This is a genomic window from Sphingomonas sp. (assembly GCF_035490575.1).
Lineage (GTDB): Bacteria > Pseudomonadota > Alphaproteobacteria > Sphingomonadales > Sphingomonadaceae > Sphingomonas.
Genome location: NZ_DATJLI010000165.1, coordinates 11,199 through 27,453 on the forward strand (window position 1 = coordinate 11,199; position 16,255 = coordinate 27,453).

11 protein-coding genes are annotated in these 16,255 nt (G+C 66.8%); 3 read left to right on the forward strand and 8 right to left on the reverse strand.

What is annotated here, in order from left to right:
* Positions 1-2: 2 nt before the first annotated feature.
* The gene (locus VL973_RS12505) at positions 3-1,880 is read left to right on the forward strand and encodes an XrtA/PEP-CTERM system amidotransferase (RefSeq protein ID WP_325284357.1); all 1,878 of its coding nucleotides are present in this window, start codon (positions 3-5) and stop codon (positions 1,878-1,880) included.
* Here the strand turns inward: VL973_RS12505 and VL973_RS12510 are convergent.
* The 4 genes from VL973_RS12510 to VL973_RS12525 all read right to left on the reverse strand — a co-directional run bounded on the left by VL973_RS12510 (position 1,877) and on the right by VL973_RS12525 (position 6,114).
* Entirely contained in the window at positions 1,877-3,106 is a 1,230-nt protein-coding gene (locus VL973_RS12510) for a dicarboxylate/amino acid:cation symporter (RefSeq protein WP_325284358.1), read from the reverse strand. The genes VL973_RS12505 and VL973_RS12510 overlap by 4 nt on opposite strands.
* The gene (gene dgcA / locus VL973_RS12515; protein WP_325284359.1) at positions 3,106-4,098 is read right to left on the reverse strand and encodes an N-acetyl-D-Glu racemase DgcA; all 993 of its coding nucleotides are present in this window, start codon (positions 4,096-4,098) and stop codon (positions 3,106-3,108) included. The genes VL973_RS12510 and dgcA overlap by 1 nt, the downstream gene beginning before the upstream one ends.
* Before the next feature lie 4 nt (positions 4,099-4,102).
* Entirely contained in the window at positions 4,103-5,137 is a 1,035-nt protein-coding gene (gene dgcN / locus VL973_RS12520; RefSeq protein ID WP_325284360.1) for an N-acetyltransferase DgcN, read from the reverse strand.
* Positions 5,138-5,229: 92 nt separating this feature from the next.
* Positions 5,230-6,114 carry a LysR family transcriptional regulator gene (locus VL973_RS12525; protein WP_325284361.1) on the reverse strand — a complete coding sequence of 295 codons (885 nt, stop codon included), beginning with the start codon at positions 6,112-6,114 and terminating at the stop codon, positions 5,230-5,232.
* A gap of 163 nt (positions 6,115-6,277) precedes the next feature.
* On the opposite strand from VL973_RS12525, the gene VL973_RS12530 reads away from it, so the two are divergent.
* Positions 6,278-7,909, forward strand: coding sequence for an N-acyl-D-amino-acid deacylase family protein (locus VL973_RS12530; protein WP_414712243.1), 1,632 nt, complete (start codon positions 6,278-6,280; stop codon positions 7,907-7,909).
* A gap of 67 nt (positions 7,910-7,976) precedes the next feature.
* Here VL973_RS12530 and VL973_RS12535 read toward each other — a convergent pair whose 3' ends face one another.
* Positions 7,977-10,796: a TonB-dependent receptor plug domain-containing protein gene (locus VL973_RS12535; RefSeq protein ID WP_325284362.1), complete on the reverse strand. Its 2,820-nt coding sequence runs from the start codon at positions 10,794-10,796 to the stop codon at positions 7,977-7,979.
* A 462-nt stretch (positions 10,797-11,258) separates the two neighbouring features.
* Between VL973_RS12535 and VL973_RS12540 the strand changes: the two genes are divergently transcribed.
* The gene (locus VL973_RS12540) at positions 11,259-13,637 is read left to right on the forward strand and encodes a penicillin acylase family protein (protein ID WP_325284363.1); all 2,379 of its coding nucleotides are present in this window, start codon (positions 11,259-11,261) and stop codon (positions 13,635-13,637) included.
* Positions 13,638-13,656: 19 nt separating this feature from the next.
* On the opposite strand, the gene dacB is transcribed toward VL973_RS12540, so the two are convergent.
* From dacB to VL973_RS12555, 3 genes are all read right to left on the reverse strand, one after another.
* On the reverse strand, positions 13,657-15,093 hold the full coding sequence (gene dacB / locus VL973_RS12545; RefSeq protein ID WP_325284364.1) for a D-alanyl-D-alanine carboxypeptidase/D-alanyl-D-alanine endopeptidase: 1,437 nt from the start codon (positions 15,091-15,093) through the stop codon (positions 13,657-13,659).
* A gap of 134 nt (positions 15,094-15,227) precedes the next feature.
* Positions 15,228-15,848, reverse strand: coding sequence for a DJ-1/PfpI family protein (locus tag VL973_RS12550; protein WP_325284365.1), 621 nt, complete (start codon positions 15,846-15,848; stop codon positions 15,228-15,230).
* Between the two features lie 104 nt (positions 15,849-15,952).
* Positions 15,953-16,255 (reverse strand): serine hydrolase (locus VL973_RS12555; protein WP_325284366.1); only part of this gene is annotated, 303 nt, incomplete at its 5' end.

Consider the following 16,255-nt stretch of genomic DNA (forward strand, 5'->3'; position numbering starts at 1 on the left):
GAATGTGCGGCATTGCGGGGCTGTTCTACCCCGGCACGCCAAAACCCGTCGATCCCCAGCGCATCGCGCAGATGTGTGAGGCGATGGCGCATCGCGGGCCAGACGGATCGGGCGCGTGGACCGCCCCCGGCGTGGGGCTGGGTCATCGCCGCTTGTCGATCATCGACCTGGGCGGCGGGCGGCAACCGATGGCGGACGGCGCGCTGACGGTCAGTTTCAACGGCGAAATCTATAATTTCGCGGAACTGCGCGACGAACTGGAGGGCAAGGGCGCGCGGTTCGCGACCGACAGCGATACCGAAGTGCTGCTGCACGGCTGGCGGGCATGGGGACCGGACATGCTGGCGCGGCTGAACGGCATGTTCGCCTTTGCGCTGCACGACGGCGATCGCCAGTCGCTGTTCCTGGCGCGCGACCGCATGGGCGTGAAGCCGCTTCATTATGTCGAGCTGGCCGACGGCGCGATTGCCTTTTCCAGCGAGTTAAAGGGGCTGCTGGCGCACCCGCTGCTGCGCCGTGAACTCGACCCGCACGCGATCGAGGATTTCATGGGGCTGGGCTATGTCCCCGACGATGCCTGTATCGTCGCCGGGGTCCGCAAGCTGCCCGCCGGGCATTTCCTGTTGATCGAGCGCGGCCGCGACGTGCCGGCGCCGCGCCAGTGGTGGGACATTGATTTCTCCAACCGCGCGACCGGCAGCGCCGCCGATCTGGCGGCGGAACTGACCGACCGGCTGCGCGCGGGGGTGCGTTCGCGCATGGTCGCCGACGTGCCGCTGGGCGCGTTCCTGTCCGGCGGGGTCGACAGCTCCGCCGTCGTCGCGCTGATGGCGGAGGCGTCGAAGCGCGCGGTCCGGACCTGCACGATTGGCTTCGACGAAGCGGGGCATGACGAGCGCGCTTATGCCAACGCCATCGCCGCGCGTTTCGCGACCGACCACCGGGAGCGGGTCGTCGCGGCGGATGATTTCGCCCTGATCGACACGCTGGTCGCGGCGTTTGACGAGCCGTTTGCCGATGCGTCCGCGCTTGCCACCTACCGGGTGAGTGAACTGGCGCGTGAGCAGGTGACGGTCGCGCTGTCGGGCGACGGCGCGGACGAGGCGATGGCCGGTTATCGCCGCTATCGCTTTCACGCCGGGGAGGAGCGGGTGCGCGGCATGATGCCTGCGCCGCTGCGCCGCACGGCCGGCGCGCTGGGTCGCGTTTATCCCAAGGCGGACTGGGCGCCGCGCGTGTTGCGGGCCAAGACGACATTGCTGGCATTGGCGGAGGACGGCGCCACCGCCTATGCCAAGGGCGTCGGCGTCACCCGGCCTGAATTGCGCGCGCGGCTGTATAACGATGCGATGATGCGAAGCCTGGGCGACCATGCCGCCGAGCTGCGTTACTGGCGCACGATGCGCGCAGCGCCGGGACGCGACGGACTGGACGCGGCGCAATATGCCGATTTCAAGCACTGGCTGCCCGGCGACATCCTGACCAAGATCGATCGCACCAGCATGGCCGTCAGCCTTGAGGCGCGTGAGCCGCTGCTCGACCACCGGCTGGTCGAGTTTGCCGCCACGCTGCCCGCGTCGATGCGGATCCGCGCCGGTCAGGGCAAATGGCTGATGAAAAAGGCGATGGAGCCATGGCTGCCGCGCGACATCCTGTATCGACCCAAAATGGGGTTCGTGACGCCGGTCAGTGCGTGGTTCAAAGGGCCGCTGGCGGACGAAGCGCTGGCGCTGGCGCGATCACCCATCCTGTCGACCTGGTTCGAACCCGTCGCGATCGAGGGACTGGCGCGCGATCATCGACTGGGCCGCGCCGATCATGGTCGGACGCTGTGGCAGCTCTTGATGCTGGAGCGAAGCGTCGCGCGGCTGTTCGGCTAAAGCGGGCCGATCGCGCCTTCGCGGCGCGCGACGACGGCGGTAACGGTCAGGTTGGCACTGGCGCTGGCAACCGTGCGCGTCATGTCGAGCAGCCGGTCGAAGGGCAGGATCAGGCCGACGACCAGCGCCGTCTGCTCCGGCGACACGCCCACGGCGGACAGCACGGCGGCCAGCATGAACAGCGATGCCGACGGGATCGGCGCGGTGCCGAACGCCGCCAGCGATCCGGTCAGCAGCATGATCGCCAGCATTGCCGGGTCAGCCGCGATGCCCAGCGCCTGAAGGCTGAACACGCTGATAAGCCCGACATACATGGCGGTGCCGTCCTTGCCGATGCTGGCGCCGATCGGCAGAACGGTGGAGGCGATGGCGGTGTCGATCCGCAGCCGTTCCTGCGCGACGCGCAGCGCGACGGGCAATGTCGCGGCGGAAGATGCCGTGGAGAATGCCACCAGCAGCGGATCGGCGGCGGCGCGAAAGAACCGGCGGATCGACAGGCGCGCGACCAGCCGGATCAGCGGCAGGTGGACCAGCGCCATCTGCACCACCACGCCCAGCACGACGCACAGCGCCAGCCAGCCGATATTGGTGAACACCGCCACGCCATTGTCGGCCACCGCCTTGGCGATCAGCGCCAGCACGCCGAACGGCGTGAATTCCATGACGATACGGACCAGATGAAACAGCACGCGCCCGGCAGATGCGAGGATCGTCGCCATCGGGCGGCCTTCGTCCCCGGCCAGGATGACGCCGAAGCCGAACAGGATGGCGAAGAAGATGATCGCCAGCATGTCCCCTTCGGCCAGCGACTGGACGATGTTGACGGGGACGATGCCGATCAACTGGTCGTGCAGCGATTTCGGCTCGCCCAGTGCATGGGGCACCGCATTGCCCAACATCGCGCCGCTGCCGGGTTCGAGCAGCAGCGCCAGCGCCATGCCCACCGACACCGCGCACGCGGTCGTGAAGGCGAACAGCGCGACGGTTCGCCCGCCGACCGATCCCAGGCGGCGCGGATCGCCGAGCGCGGTCACGCCCGCCGCGATCGAGACGAACACGATCGGCACCACCAGCATCCGGATCAGCCGGACGAACAGTTCACCGACAAAGGCGATCCAGGGCGCGACACCGGGCGCGAACAGGCCGATCGCCACGCCGACGACCAGCCCCGCCAGCACGCGCTGCCACAGCGGGACCGCGAACCAGCGGCGGGCGAATGCGGCCACTATATCCCGCCCCAGAAGCCGGGACGCGGCGGCAGCAGATGGCCGTTATCGCCGGTCACGCCGCCGTCCCGATCGGCCGACAGCCATAGCGGCCCGTCAAGGTCGACAAAGGCGCTGCCCGCCGCCACCGCCCAGGCCGGGGCGATGGAAAGCGACGAACAGATCATGCAGCCGGTCATCACCTCCAGCCCGCGTGCACGCGCCGCGGCGGCCAGGCCCAGCGCCGCCGTCAGGCCGCCGGCCTTGTCCAGCTTGATGTTCACGACGCGGTATCCGTCGGGCAGGCCGTCCAGATCGGCGGCGACATGGATCGATTCGTCTGCCGCGATGGGAATGGCGGACTTGAACCCGCCAAGTTCGGCATCCTCATGCGCGGGCAGTGGTTGTTCCAGCAGGTCGATCCGCAATTCGCGCATCAGCCCTTGCAGATCGCTGACCTCAGCCATCGTCCAGCTTTCATTGGGATCAACGATCATGCGCGGCTGAGGGGCGGCGGCGCGGACGGCGCGCAATTGGGCGGCGGGTTCGCCGCGATCGACCTTTACCTTGATGAGCGGCACTTGCGAAAGCACGGCGGCGGCGCGTTCCATGGCATCGGGCGTATCCAGCCCGACGGTCATCGCCGTCGCAAGCGGGCGCAGGGGCCGGGCGATGCCGGTGGCGGCGGCGATGTCGCTGCCCGCCAGTTTCAGCTCCAGATCCCACAGCGCGCAGTCGACGGCGTTGCGCGCCGCACCCGCCGACAGCGCATCCAGCAGTTCCTGCCGCCCCATGCCCGATTCCAGGGCAGGGCGCAGCCGCTCGATCGCGGCGATGCTGCTGTCGACGCTTTCGCCGTAGCGGGGATAGGGGACGCATTCGCCGCGGCCGATGACGTCACCCTGCGCGATGGTGACCGTCACCACCTCTGCCGCGGTCTTGACCCCGCGTGAGATGCGGAACGGCGTGGCGAGGGGAAAGACCTCTCCCAGGACGGTCAGCGTGCGGTGCATGGGGTCAGGCATTGGCCGTGGCGCGAACGGGCGCGGCGTCGGCGGCAAGCAGCCGGTCGAGGATTGCGTCCACCCCCATGCGATAGGGGTCCGAACAGGGCAAACCGAACGTCGCCGCCGTGCGCGCGCACAGGGCGAATGCTTCGGCCTCTTCCATGGCGGAGGTGTTGAGCGCGATGCCGACCATCCGCACGTCGGGGTTGGTCAGGCGCGCGGCCTGAAGGTTCGCCTCGATGCATTCGGCTATACCGGGTGGCTTGTAATGGGGCAAACCGCGCATGTGCCGGCGCAGGGGATCGTGACACAGGACCAGCGCATCGGGCTGCGCGCCGTGCAGCAGGCCGGTCGATACCCCGGCAAAGGACGGATGGAACAATGATCCCTGCCCCTCGATCAGGTCCCAGCCGCCGTCGTGACGATCGGGCGAAATCTGTTCGATGGCGCCGGAAATGAAATCGGCGACCACGGCGTCCAGCGGCACGCCGTCGCCCGCAATCAGGATGCCGGTCTGGCCGGTCGCCCGGAAATCGGCGGACACGCCGCGCGTCGCCAGCGCGCGGGCCAGGCAGAGCGTCGTATACATCTTGCCCACCGAACAATCGGTGCCGACGGTCAACAGGCGGTTGCCCGCGCGCCGCTGACCATTGCCGACCGGAATGTCGGGGCGCGGATCGCGCACGTCGTGCAGCTTGCGCCCCAGCCGGGCGGCGGCGGCGGCGAGTTGCGGCTCGGCATTCAGTCGCTGGTGCAGCCCGGCGGCGATGTCGAACCCCGCGTCCATCGCGGCCAGCGCGTCGCGCACGATTTCCCCGTCCAGCCGGCCGCCGGCATTGGCGATGCCCAGCACCAGCGTGCGCGCGCCCGCCGCATGGGCGGTGGCGAAATCCATGCGCGGCAGGCCCAGCGTCAGGCCGCAATCGTCGTGGCGATATTCGCCCACGCAAATGTCCGGCCGGAACACCGCCAGGCCCCGTGACGTCTTGATCCCGATCTCATCATTGCTGTGGCCGAGATAGAGGAGATAGGGCGTGGCGATCATGGCGGCTCGAACCTGTGATAATGGGATATCCGCTTTATCGCTCCGGCGGGATCGGCCCCAATAGCAAGGCCCACATAGGCTATAGCCTGATGCTATAGCTTTTCGATCACCGCCGACAGCAGCTCAAGAAACTCGGACGCGGTTTTCGATGGTGGCCGGTTCTGAAGATAGACGGCGTTGATGTCGAAGGTGATCGCCGGTTGCAGCGGGCGGCTCGACAGCCCCGGCGCGGCGGCGGCATGGGCGGTGAAATTGTCGACGATCGCCATGCCCACCCCCGCGCGCACCAGCCCGGCGGCAATGTAATAGGTGCGCGCCGACACCACTTCGTCCAGCTCCACGTCCAGCCGGTTCAACTCGCCCGACAGGATGCGCCCGATCGGGCCGCCTTGCACCGGGCTGATGAACTTGTGGCCGCGCAGTTGCTCAAGGTGCACGCGCGCCGGGGCGTCGGGCATGTCGGCTTCGCGATACAGCACCACCAGCTCGCCTTCTCCAATGACCTGGTGCGCGACGGGTGCAGACAGCGGCACTTCGAAACTGATCGCGATATCGGTCTCGCGCTCATACAATTTGCGGACCATTTCGTCGTGATGCAGCGTCTGTAGGTCGAACATGATGTCTTCATGTCCGCCAAGGAAGCGCGCGACCGTATCGGGAATGGCGCCCAGCCCCAGTGAGGGGAGGGCCGAGATGCGGAGCAGCGCGCCGCGCCCGTGGCGCATGTTCTGCGCGGCCTGGCGCAGCGACCGCACCCGGTCCTGAATGTCCGATACCTCGGTGAACAGCGTGCGCGCGTCGGGGGTGGGGATCAACCGGCCCTTGGCGCGTTCGAACAGGGGCAGGCCGATCGAGCGTTCGGCATGGCGCAGCACCTTGGTCACGGCGGGCTGCGACACGTTCAGCGCGCGCGCGGCGGCGCTGACCGAACCGTGCAGATAGACGGCGTGGAAAATTTCGATCTGGCGCAGGTTCATCGGCGTTGTCCCCGGTGGCTGCTGTTCGTCCCCGTGATCGGACAGCGGCGCCGCGCGGTGGTATGACATTCGGTTATAGGCGGCGCAACATGCCGCTCTGGACGGCCATGGCGCAACGGCTTCATCCTGCCGTCACGCGCCATCTTGCAAGGATTCCACGCTCATGCCGCCTCGATCACGCACTGCCCGTCATCTGCACATGCTGTTGCTGTCCGGTGGGCTTGCCGCCGCCGCGACGGCGGGCCTCGCACGACAGGCCGAGCGGGTGGACGTCATCATCAAGGGCGGGACGATCCATGATGGCGGCACGGGCAAGCCCTATGTCGGGGATGTGGCGCTGAAAGGGGACCGGATCGTCCATGTCGGTCGCGACGCACGCTTTGCGGCCGCGCAGGTCATCGATGCAAAGGGCATGATCGTCGCGCCGGGCTTTATCGACCCGCACACCCATGCCGATGCGTTTCTGCGTTCGCCCGACGCAGCGATGCGGGTCAATGCCGCATGGCTGAACCAGGGGGTGACGACGGTGATGATCGGCGTCGACGGTTATGGCACGCCCGATGTGGGCGACGATGCGGCCCGGTTGCAGGCATCCGGCATCGGCACCAACATCGTGCCGTTCATCGGCTTTGGCGCCGTCCGCAAGCGCGTGCTGGGGGAGGATGCCCGCGCCCCCGACGCGAACGCGCTGAACACGATGAAATCGCTGGTCGCCAAGGGGATGTGCGAGGGCGCGACCGGCTTTTCCGCCGGGTTGTTCTATGCCCCGCAAAGTTTCGCCGAAACCGACGAGGTCGTCGCCCTCGCGCGCGAGGCCGGGGTGCGCGGCGGGATTTACGACACGCACCAGCGCGACGAATCGAGCTACACGATCGGCCTGCTGGGGTCGGTGAAGGAGGCGATTGCGATCGGGCGTCAGGCCGGGATGTCCGTGCATTTCGCGCATCTGAAGGCGCTGGGCGTCGATGTGCACGGACAGGCCGCAGCCGTCATCGCCGAGATCGAAGCCGCGCGAAAGGCCGGGCAGGACGTGACCGCCGATCAATATCCATGGCTGGCATCGGGTTCCAGTCTCGACGCGTCGCTGCTGCCGGGCTGGGCCGTCGATGGCGGGGGCGACGCGCTGGTCAGGCGGCTGGACGATCCCGCCATGCTGGCGCGTATCCGCGGGGAAATGCAGAACAACATGCGGCGGCGCGGCGGGGCCAGGGCGTTGCTGCTGATCGCGCAGGATTTTCCCTGGGCGGGCAAGACGCTGGAACAGGTTGCCACTGAATGGTCGCTGGACCCGCGTGACGCGGCGCTGAGGATCATCCGCCAGAGCATCGAGACGACCGATCCCGACAAGCAGGGCAAGGGAACGTCAGTCGCTTCGTTCAACATGGCGCAGGCCGATGTCGATCTGTTGATGCGGCAACCCTGGGTCGTCACCTCGTCCGACGGGTCGAACGGGCATCCGCGCATGTTCGCGACCTTTCCGGAAAAATATGTCCGCTATGTGCGCGAGCGAAAGGTCATCAGCCTTCGCAATTTCATCCGCCAGTCGACCGGCGCCACGGCGGATATCTACAAGCTCGATCGACGCGGCTATCTCAAGCCCGGTTTTTACGCCGATGTGGTGGTGATCGACCCGGCCCGATACGCCCCGCGCGCCGATTATGTGCATCCGCGCGAATTGAGCGTCGGTGTCGAAAAGCTGTTCGTCAACGGCCGGTTGTCGGTCGATGACAGTCAAGCGACGGGCGCCACCGCCGGTCGTGCGTTGTTGCGGCCAAAGCCGGCAGGCTGTTCCTGAACCCTTCGCCCGACAAAAAAGGGGTGGCGGATCATTGACCCGCCACCCCCTTTCCTTGCGACCCAACCTAGTTGGTGTTGAACCGGACGCCGAAACGGAAGCTGCGGCCCAGCAGGTCGCTGAACGTCGAGTTCGCCGACAGCCCCGTTTCGGGCAACAGGATCGGGTCTTCGTCGAACAGGTTGGTGACGTTGACGAAAAACTGCCCGGCGGCTTCCCCGACCTTCATCTTCGCGGTGAAGTTCAGGTCGGTATAGAAAGTGCCGTCGATGCTGTTGCTGTTGATCGTCGGATTGACCGCCGTGCTGGTCGGGCAGCCGGTGCTGCACACGATATAGGTGTTGCTGTAGGTGCCCGAACTGACGCCGCGTCCCACCGCCGTGAACGAATAATCGGGCGTGTCGAAGGTGGCCGATGCGCGGAAAATCCATTCGGGCGTGCTGGACTGGCCGCTGTTCTGGCCGACCGTGTCGACAGGGATCGAGATGCCGTTGTCGACCAGATTTTCCAGATAGTTGGTGGCCGTGCCGTTCAGCGTCAGGCGGCTGGCGCTGCCATTGTTGAACACGCGGTCCAGCGGCAATGTGTAGTTGACCGCGTAATCCATGCCGCGCACCGTCACCTGCGCAAAGTTGAAGGGGCTGGCCGACACGAAAAAGTCGCGGTCGCCCAGCGGATCGGGGACGATCGCCGCGCAGAAGCTCTGAATACCTTCGTTGCAGCGCTGGGCAATGTCGTCGGCAAAGAACTGGCTGATCGCGTCATCCACTTCGGTGCGGAACCAGTCGACTGAAATCGACAGGCCGGGGATGAAGCGCGGTTGCAGCACGCCGCCCAGCGTCAGCGTATCGGCGACTTCGGGTGACAGCTCCAAATTGCCGGTGGTCAGCTCACGGAAGGTCGCGCCCGCGAACTGGCCATAGGCCGACGCGTTGGTGCCGAACACGTTGGTGCGCGACGTGCCCGACTGGAACAGTTCGTTCAGGTTGGGCGCCCGAATGTCGCGCGAGCGCGTGCCGCGCAGCCGGATATCGGGGATCGGCTGCCATGTCAGGCCCGCCTTCCAGGTCGTGACATAGCCCGATGTGGAATAATCGGTGCCGCGGACCGCGCCGTTGAACTCCGCGCCCAGCCCGAGCGGAACGACGGTTTCGACATAGGCTTCCTTGACGTCGTAGCTGCCGAAGGTGGGGCGGAAATTGCCGACCGACCAGCCCGTCTGGAACTCGGTCGGGACAAAGCCGGACACTTCCTCCTTGCGATATTCGCCGCCGATCGCGAGGCTGACATCACCGGCCCAGGTGGCGAACGGCGTGGCGGACAGGTTGGCGCCCGCCACCGTCTGCTTGAACTGCTGGTTGCGATACGGGTCGCCCAGCACCGCGTCGATCGCCGCCGGATCGCCGACGCCGACACCCAGGCGGTTGAACGGCAGGCAGCCATTGGTCGGGCTGGTCAGACTGGAGCGGCACACGATCGTGCCCGCTGCCACGCCCAGCGCATTGCCCGCCGGCGCGAACACCGCATCGGTCGCCAGTGCCAGCGCCGCGGTATTGATGATGTCGCGCAACTGTTCATGCGTGTCGGTCTGGCCATATTGGCCGTAAATGTCCCAGACGGCGTTCTTGCCGAACAACTGGAACTGGCCGCCCGCGCCGATCGCATAACGCTGAACCTCGCGGCTGCTGTTGTTCTTGCGATACGGCATGTCGAGCGAGGACGAGCCGAGCGTGACCGACGTGACACCGGCCAGCGCCGCGCTGCCCAGCGCCTGTTGCAGATAGGCATTGTCGCTTTGCAGGGTAAAAGTCGTCGCCTGCGGCCCGGCATTGAACAGCGTTTCGTTCCAGTTATACGATGCTTCGCCGAACACTTCGATCCAGTCGGCCAGTTCGTAGCTGGCCCGGCCGAACACGCCGCGACGGTCATCGGTCGCATCCAGGCCGATGCGCCGCGACGTGTCGTTGATTTCCCAGTCGCCGCCGACCGTCTGCGATGCGTCGGTCAGCGAGCCGAACTGATAGCGCGCCGGTGTGCCGTCCTGCCCGAAATAGATTGCGCGCAGGCTGTTGCCGCCACCGATCTGCGACCGGATGATGCCGCCGGGCGTCGTGTTCCACGTGCCCGCGCCGCGCACCACCAGATTGGCCGGCTGGCCGTTGGTCGCGGTATAGGCGGGGTTGGCGAGCGTGCGATAGCCCAGCTGGTTCCAGTCGCGGTCAACCTGAAAAATGCCGTCGCGGTGGGCATATTCGCCCGCCAGCAGGAAATGGCCGCGCCCGCCGGCAAAGCTGGTCCCGAAGGCGCCATTGACGCTGTAGTTGAAGCCATCGCCCTTGTCGGTCACACCGCTGTCGGCATTGACCTTGAACCCTTCATATTTCTTGTCGAGGATATAGTTGACGACGCCCGCGACCGCGTCCGACCCATAAGCGGCAGACGCGCCGCCGGTCACGATCTCGACATTTTTCACCAGCGCCTGGGGAAAGGTGTTGATGTCGACCAGCCCCGTGATCGTCGACCCTACCGAACGCCGCCCGTCGAGCAGCACCAGCGTGCGGACCTCGCCCAGGTTGCGGAGGTTCATCGTGTTGATGCCCGCCAGACCCGAACTGATCGCCAGGCGGGAATTGGCCGGACGGGTGCTGCCCGCCAGTGCCGGCAACTGATTGACCAGATCGGCGATGTTGTTGGTCGGGGACTGGTTCTGGATCGCTTCCTGCGAAACGATGGTCAGCGGCGTCGGCGATTGAAAGCCGTCGCGAACGATGCGGCTGCCGGTGACGACGATCTGGTCATCCCCGCCACTGGTATTGCCGCTTTCCTGCGAAATGGTCGCATCCTGAGCCAGCGCCGGGGCGCCATGGATCAGTGCGAGAGCGGTCATGGCGAGGCCGAGGCCGTGATGGCGACCGGCCGACCGACGAATGCGCCTGGAAACACCCACTTGTTAAACCCCCCGAATATATGGGCGGGCTGCCCGCTGTTATGGCGTGCACGGCGTCAGAGCGCCGTTCTGGCCCGACCCTTTTCTCAACCAGATGGACCGCGCGGGGCGACTTGATCCTCGCCTGTATCGGCCCCGGCGTGCCGTCGCTCTGGTCCCGGCCGATCCCGCTTGACCGCGAGCGAAAGCCGGTTCCATTACGATCAGGTTACAGGGCCACCACCGGCGGTCAATAGATGTGGTATTACTTTGATCGTGTAGAGGTATAGCCTGAAGGAATGGCAGTTCGGCCGGTGCCGGATGGATAGCCCGCAGTTATGGGTGGTGGTCGGCTTGCTATACGCCGCGACGGTGATCCTGCGCTAGCCGTGGGGCCTGATCCAACAGACGAAGGAGGCGGACTTGATCCAGCGCCGCGCGTTGCTTCTGGCCACGGTTGCCGCAATGGCCCTGCCGGGTTGCCTGATCGCCCGGCAGGGGGCGAGGGGCGGCACTACCCGAATTCGCGGCCGGGGCGCCAAAGCGGCCATCGAAATCGTCGAGGACGAACTGGGCGTGCCGCATGTGCGCGCAGCCTCGCTGCACGACGCTTATTTCGGTCAGGGCTATCTGGTGGCGCGCGACCGGCTGTTTCAGATCGACCTCGATTATCGCCGTGACATGGGCCGGTTGGCCGAGGCGTTCGGCGCCGATTTCGTCGCGGCGGACAAGGCCGCGCGGCTGTTTCATTATCGCGGCGATATCGATGCCGAGCTGGCCAATCTGCCTGACGGCGTGCTGGAATGCGCCGAGGGCTATGTCGCGGGCGTCAACGCGCGCATCGCCGAGCTTGAGGCCGATCCGGCGCAATTGCCGCCCGAATATGCGATGCTGGGCATCAGGCCGCTGCGCTGGGACGTGCGTTCGCTGGCGCGCAATCGCGGGCTGGGCATGGGCGATGCCGATGACGAGGTGCGGCGCGCGCGGATGCACGCCGCGGGGCTGCTCGACCTCGACGCGCTGATGGCGCCGCTGCGCCCGGCATGGCGCTTTACCGTGCCCGACGGGCTGGATGTCGCAGGCGTAAGCGAGGCCGATCTGGGCGTGCTCGATCCCGCCAATCGCCCCGTGCCGTTCGATTCGATCCACGAGGTGCCGAGCGACCTGGCCGAACGGCGCGCCGACCGGTTCGCGCGGGGCAGCAATGCCTGGACCATCGCGGCATCGCGCAGCGCGACGGGACGGCCGATCCTGGCCAATGATCCGCATCTGGGGATCGGCGGGTTCAGCCCGCGCCATGTGGTGCATCTGACCGCGCCGGGGCTGGACGTGATCGGCGGCGGCGCCCCCGGCCTGCCCGGCATCATGCAGGGGCACACCGACCGCTTCGCCTTTGGTCGCACCAATTTCCATATCGACCAGACCGACCTGTTCATCCTTCGCACCAGCGCGGACGATCCCGAACGTTACTGGCACAAGGGGCAATGGAAGCGGTTCGAGCGGTTCGAGGACGAGATCGCGGTCAAGGACGGCCCCACCCAGCGCGTGACGCTGCGCTATGCGGACGGGCGGCCGATCGTGGCGCAGGACGCCGCGCGCCAACGTGCAACGGCCTTTGCCACGGTGGGCATGTTGCCGGGCGCGACGATGCGGTTCGCGATCATCGCGATCAATCTGGCGAAGGACTGGGTTTCGCTGCGCGAGGCGTTCCGCATCCATTCGTCGCCGACCAATTTCCATTACGCCGATGTCGACGGCAATACCGGCTGGCAGACGATCGGCTTCACGCCCGTCCGGCCAAAGCATGACGGGCTGTTCCCTGCGCCCGGCGACGGCGATTTCGACTGGACCGGCCTGTTGCCCGTCACCGAGATGCCGAGTGCCTATAACCCCGCGGAAGGGTGGTTCGCGTCGGCCAACCAGATGAACCTGCCCGCCGATTATCCTTACGGCGAAAAGGTCATCAGCTTCGACTGGAGCGATCCGTTCCGATACAACCGCATTTCCGAGGTGCTGCGCGACCAGCCGCGCCACCGGATCGAGGACAGCATCGCGCTTCAGCACGATGTGCAGTCGTTGCCCGCGCGCGCCCTGGTCCGGATGCTGCCGGTGAACTTGTCCCCCGAAGCTGCCCCGGCGGCGGCAATGCTGCGGCGGTGGGATTGCGGGCTGGAGGCCGACAGCGCGGCCGCATTGCTGTATGAAATGGTGCTGCCCGAGCTGCAAAGGGCGTTTCGCGAGATGGTGGTGCCGGAGGCGGCGCGCACGTTCGTCCCGGCGGTCAACCTGTATGAAATGCTGCGGATGCTGGAACGCGCCGACCCGCGGCTGGGCGCGGCGCCCGCACAGGCGCGTGACGCGCTGATCGAACGATCGCTGATCGCGGGGTGGAACAAGGCGCTGGCGGCGGCCGGTCCCGATCCGGCGCAGTGGCGCTGGGGCGACCTGCACCGCGTCAACCTGTCACATCCGCTGTCGTCGATCCCGGCCATCGCATCGGCTTTTCCGAAGATCGAGGGTGGGCGTTCGGGTGGCGACGGCTATACGCCGATGGCGCGCGGCCTTAATTCGCGGCGCGGATATCAGGTGACGCATGGCGCGAGTTACCTGTTCGTCGCCGATGTCGGGGCGTGGGACAACAGCCGGTTCCTGCTGCTGCCGGGCCAGTCCGCCGACCCGCGTTCGCCGCATTATGCCGATTTCTATCCGCGCTGGCTGGCAGGTCAAATGCAGCCCTTGTGGTTCAGCCGCAAAGCGGTGGACGCGCACGCGGTGCGCCGGATGGAGATCACGCCCGCCTGAACCGGGCACCGACCGCGCGCTACATTGCCTTCGCAAGGGCGACCAGCGCGCGGTCGACGGCGGCACTGGCCTGTGCGTCGGTGCCGTCGGGCATGTCGTTGGCAAGCGCCGAGAAAACCAGCGTCCGCCCGCTTTTCGTCACCAGATAGCCCGACAGCGCGCGCGATGCGTTGAGCGAGCCGGTCTTGGCGAACAACCTGCCCTCGAGCACGGTGCCCTTGAACCGGCTCCGCAGCGTGCCGTCCTGTCCGGCGATCGGCAGCGTTTCGCGCCATGCCGCACCCCAGGGTTGGTTGGCGATCCACCTCAGCAGTGTGACGGCGGCGCGCGGGGTGATGCGGTTATAGGACGACATGCCCGACCCGTCGGCCAGCGTATAGCTGACCTTGGTCACGCCCGCCTGGCGCATCACCCGGTCCAGCGCGGCCTGTCCGTCAGCGATCGAGCCGCTGCCCGACGTGCGGGCCACCCGGCGCAGCATAAGATCGGCGTGCAGGTTCTGGCTCTGCTTGTTGATGATCCGCATGTCCTCCGCCAGCGGCAGCGGGGGCAGTTCGGCCAGCATGTCGGGCGCGGGTGGGCGGGGGGCGGGCGCTGCGCCCCGGATGGCCGGATCGTCGGCGGGGGACAAGGGGCGGTGGCGCGTCATGACCGCGCCGCTGACCTTCACGCCGCGCGCGATCAGCAGGTCGCGCATCCGCCATGCGGTGTAATGCGCGGGATCGTCGATGCTGAAATACAGCGTCGCCGCCGGTGCCTCTGCCCCGATCGTGCCGGTCAGGCGGATCGTGCGGCTGTTCGGCACGCGATCCGCAACGATCGTGCGGCCCTTGCCAGGGACGGTCGTTACGCGGTTGTCGATGTCGTAATAGGGCGACGCCTCGATCCCTGCGGCCCCGCCGATGGCGGCGGGCGTGACCGACGCGGTCACTTCGTTATCGTCCAGCGTCAGCGCTGAAATGCCGGTCCCGTAACGCGACTGGATGTTGTTCCAGCTCATTCCCGGACCCCAGCGTTCGTTGGGGAACCAGCTGTCGTCGCCGACGATGTTGCGGACCCGGCGAGTGCGCGCGGCGACGGCATCGGCCAGCGTCTGAAGGCAGTTGGTCACGCAATCCGCCGCACTCGAAAGCCGTGCGTCGCCATGCCCCTCAAGGATGACATCGCCCTGTTCCACGCGCACGCCGGTGCCCCGCGCCGCGCGGTCGAGCGCGGGCAGATCGGCATAGGCGGTGGCGGTCGTGAACATCTTGGTGTTCGATGCGGGGATGAAACGCTCGTCCGGGGCGATCGACACCACCGGCTCCCCCTCCAGCGTCGTGACCAGCAGGCCATAGCGGGTGCCGGGCGGCCCGGCGTCCAGCACCCGTTCGACCATCGGCGTGGAGGACACCTGCATCGCGAAGGCAGGCGGGAGGGGCAGGGACAGGGCGAGCAGGACCAGGGCAAAGCGCATGGGGCTGAGCATAGACCGGAAAAAGACCAGCGCGACAGGCGCGTGCGATGCGTCTGCCCATAACCTGTGGCAATGGTTCGTGCCGCAACGCAACCGACCGTTTCCGAACGCTGCCGTCCTCCGCACGGCAGAGGTCAAGCGGCGGCTGCAGCCTTTGGCGGCATGAACGGCGCAACGACGGATATCGCCCGATCCACATAGAGCGCCTTTTCGCCCACTGGCGCGACATAGTGCATGGCTTCCCGGGCATCTGGCATCGAAGCGCGGCGAGCGATCATCCAGGTTGCGAGATACTGGGAAGCGAGGCAGCCGCCAGCAGTCGCAACATTGCCGTGCGCGACAAAAGGTGCGTCGATCACCTTCACGCCGGCCTCGATCACCCAGGGCTTGGTGGTGAGGTCGGTGCAGGCGGGGAGATCGCCGATCAGGCCAAGCTTCGCGAGCACCAATGTTCCCGAGCATTGCGCGGCGATAAGCTGGCGGGCCGGGTCGAGCCTTATCCGCGCCAGCAAGCCCGAATCGGCCGCGATTTCGCGGGTCCTGATGCCGCTGCCGATCAGGATGGCATCAGCTTGGGCTGCGAACGCCAACGGCTTTTGACGCTGAACGGTGACGCCGTTCATGGACGTGACCTGTTCGGTCGGCGACGTGATGTGCGCCGCCCAGCCATGCGACTTCATGCGGTTTAGAATTGCTGCTGCCACGAACGAGTCCAGTTCGTTGAACCCCTCGAACGTCAGAACCGCAATCTGCATGAACGCCTCCTCTGGCGACTGTCGGACAGGCCACATAGCCGAGGCCGGGTCGAAAAGCACGACAGCCCGCGCGCGGCACATTTCGCGAAGTGGACCAACACCCCCTAAACCCGGTCCCACGCCGCAATCACCGCGTCCCCCACCTCAGGCCGCAGCGTGAAGATACCGCTGTCGGCGTGGCGGGTGGGGTGGACGCGGTTGGTCAGCAGCGTCCAGGCGAGGCCCCGGTTATAGTCGATCCACAGGCCGGTGCCGGTGAAGCCGGTATGGCCGATTGTCTCCGCCGAACAGGCATTGCCCCCCGACCAGCCGGGAAAGGCGCGTTCCCAGCCGCAGGTGCGGTGTCCTTCCTGCGCGGTTCGCACTTCGGCCAGCATCGCGGGCGACAGCATCGTGCCGTTCAGCAT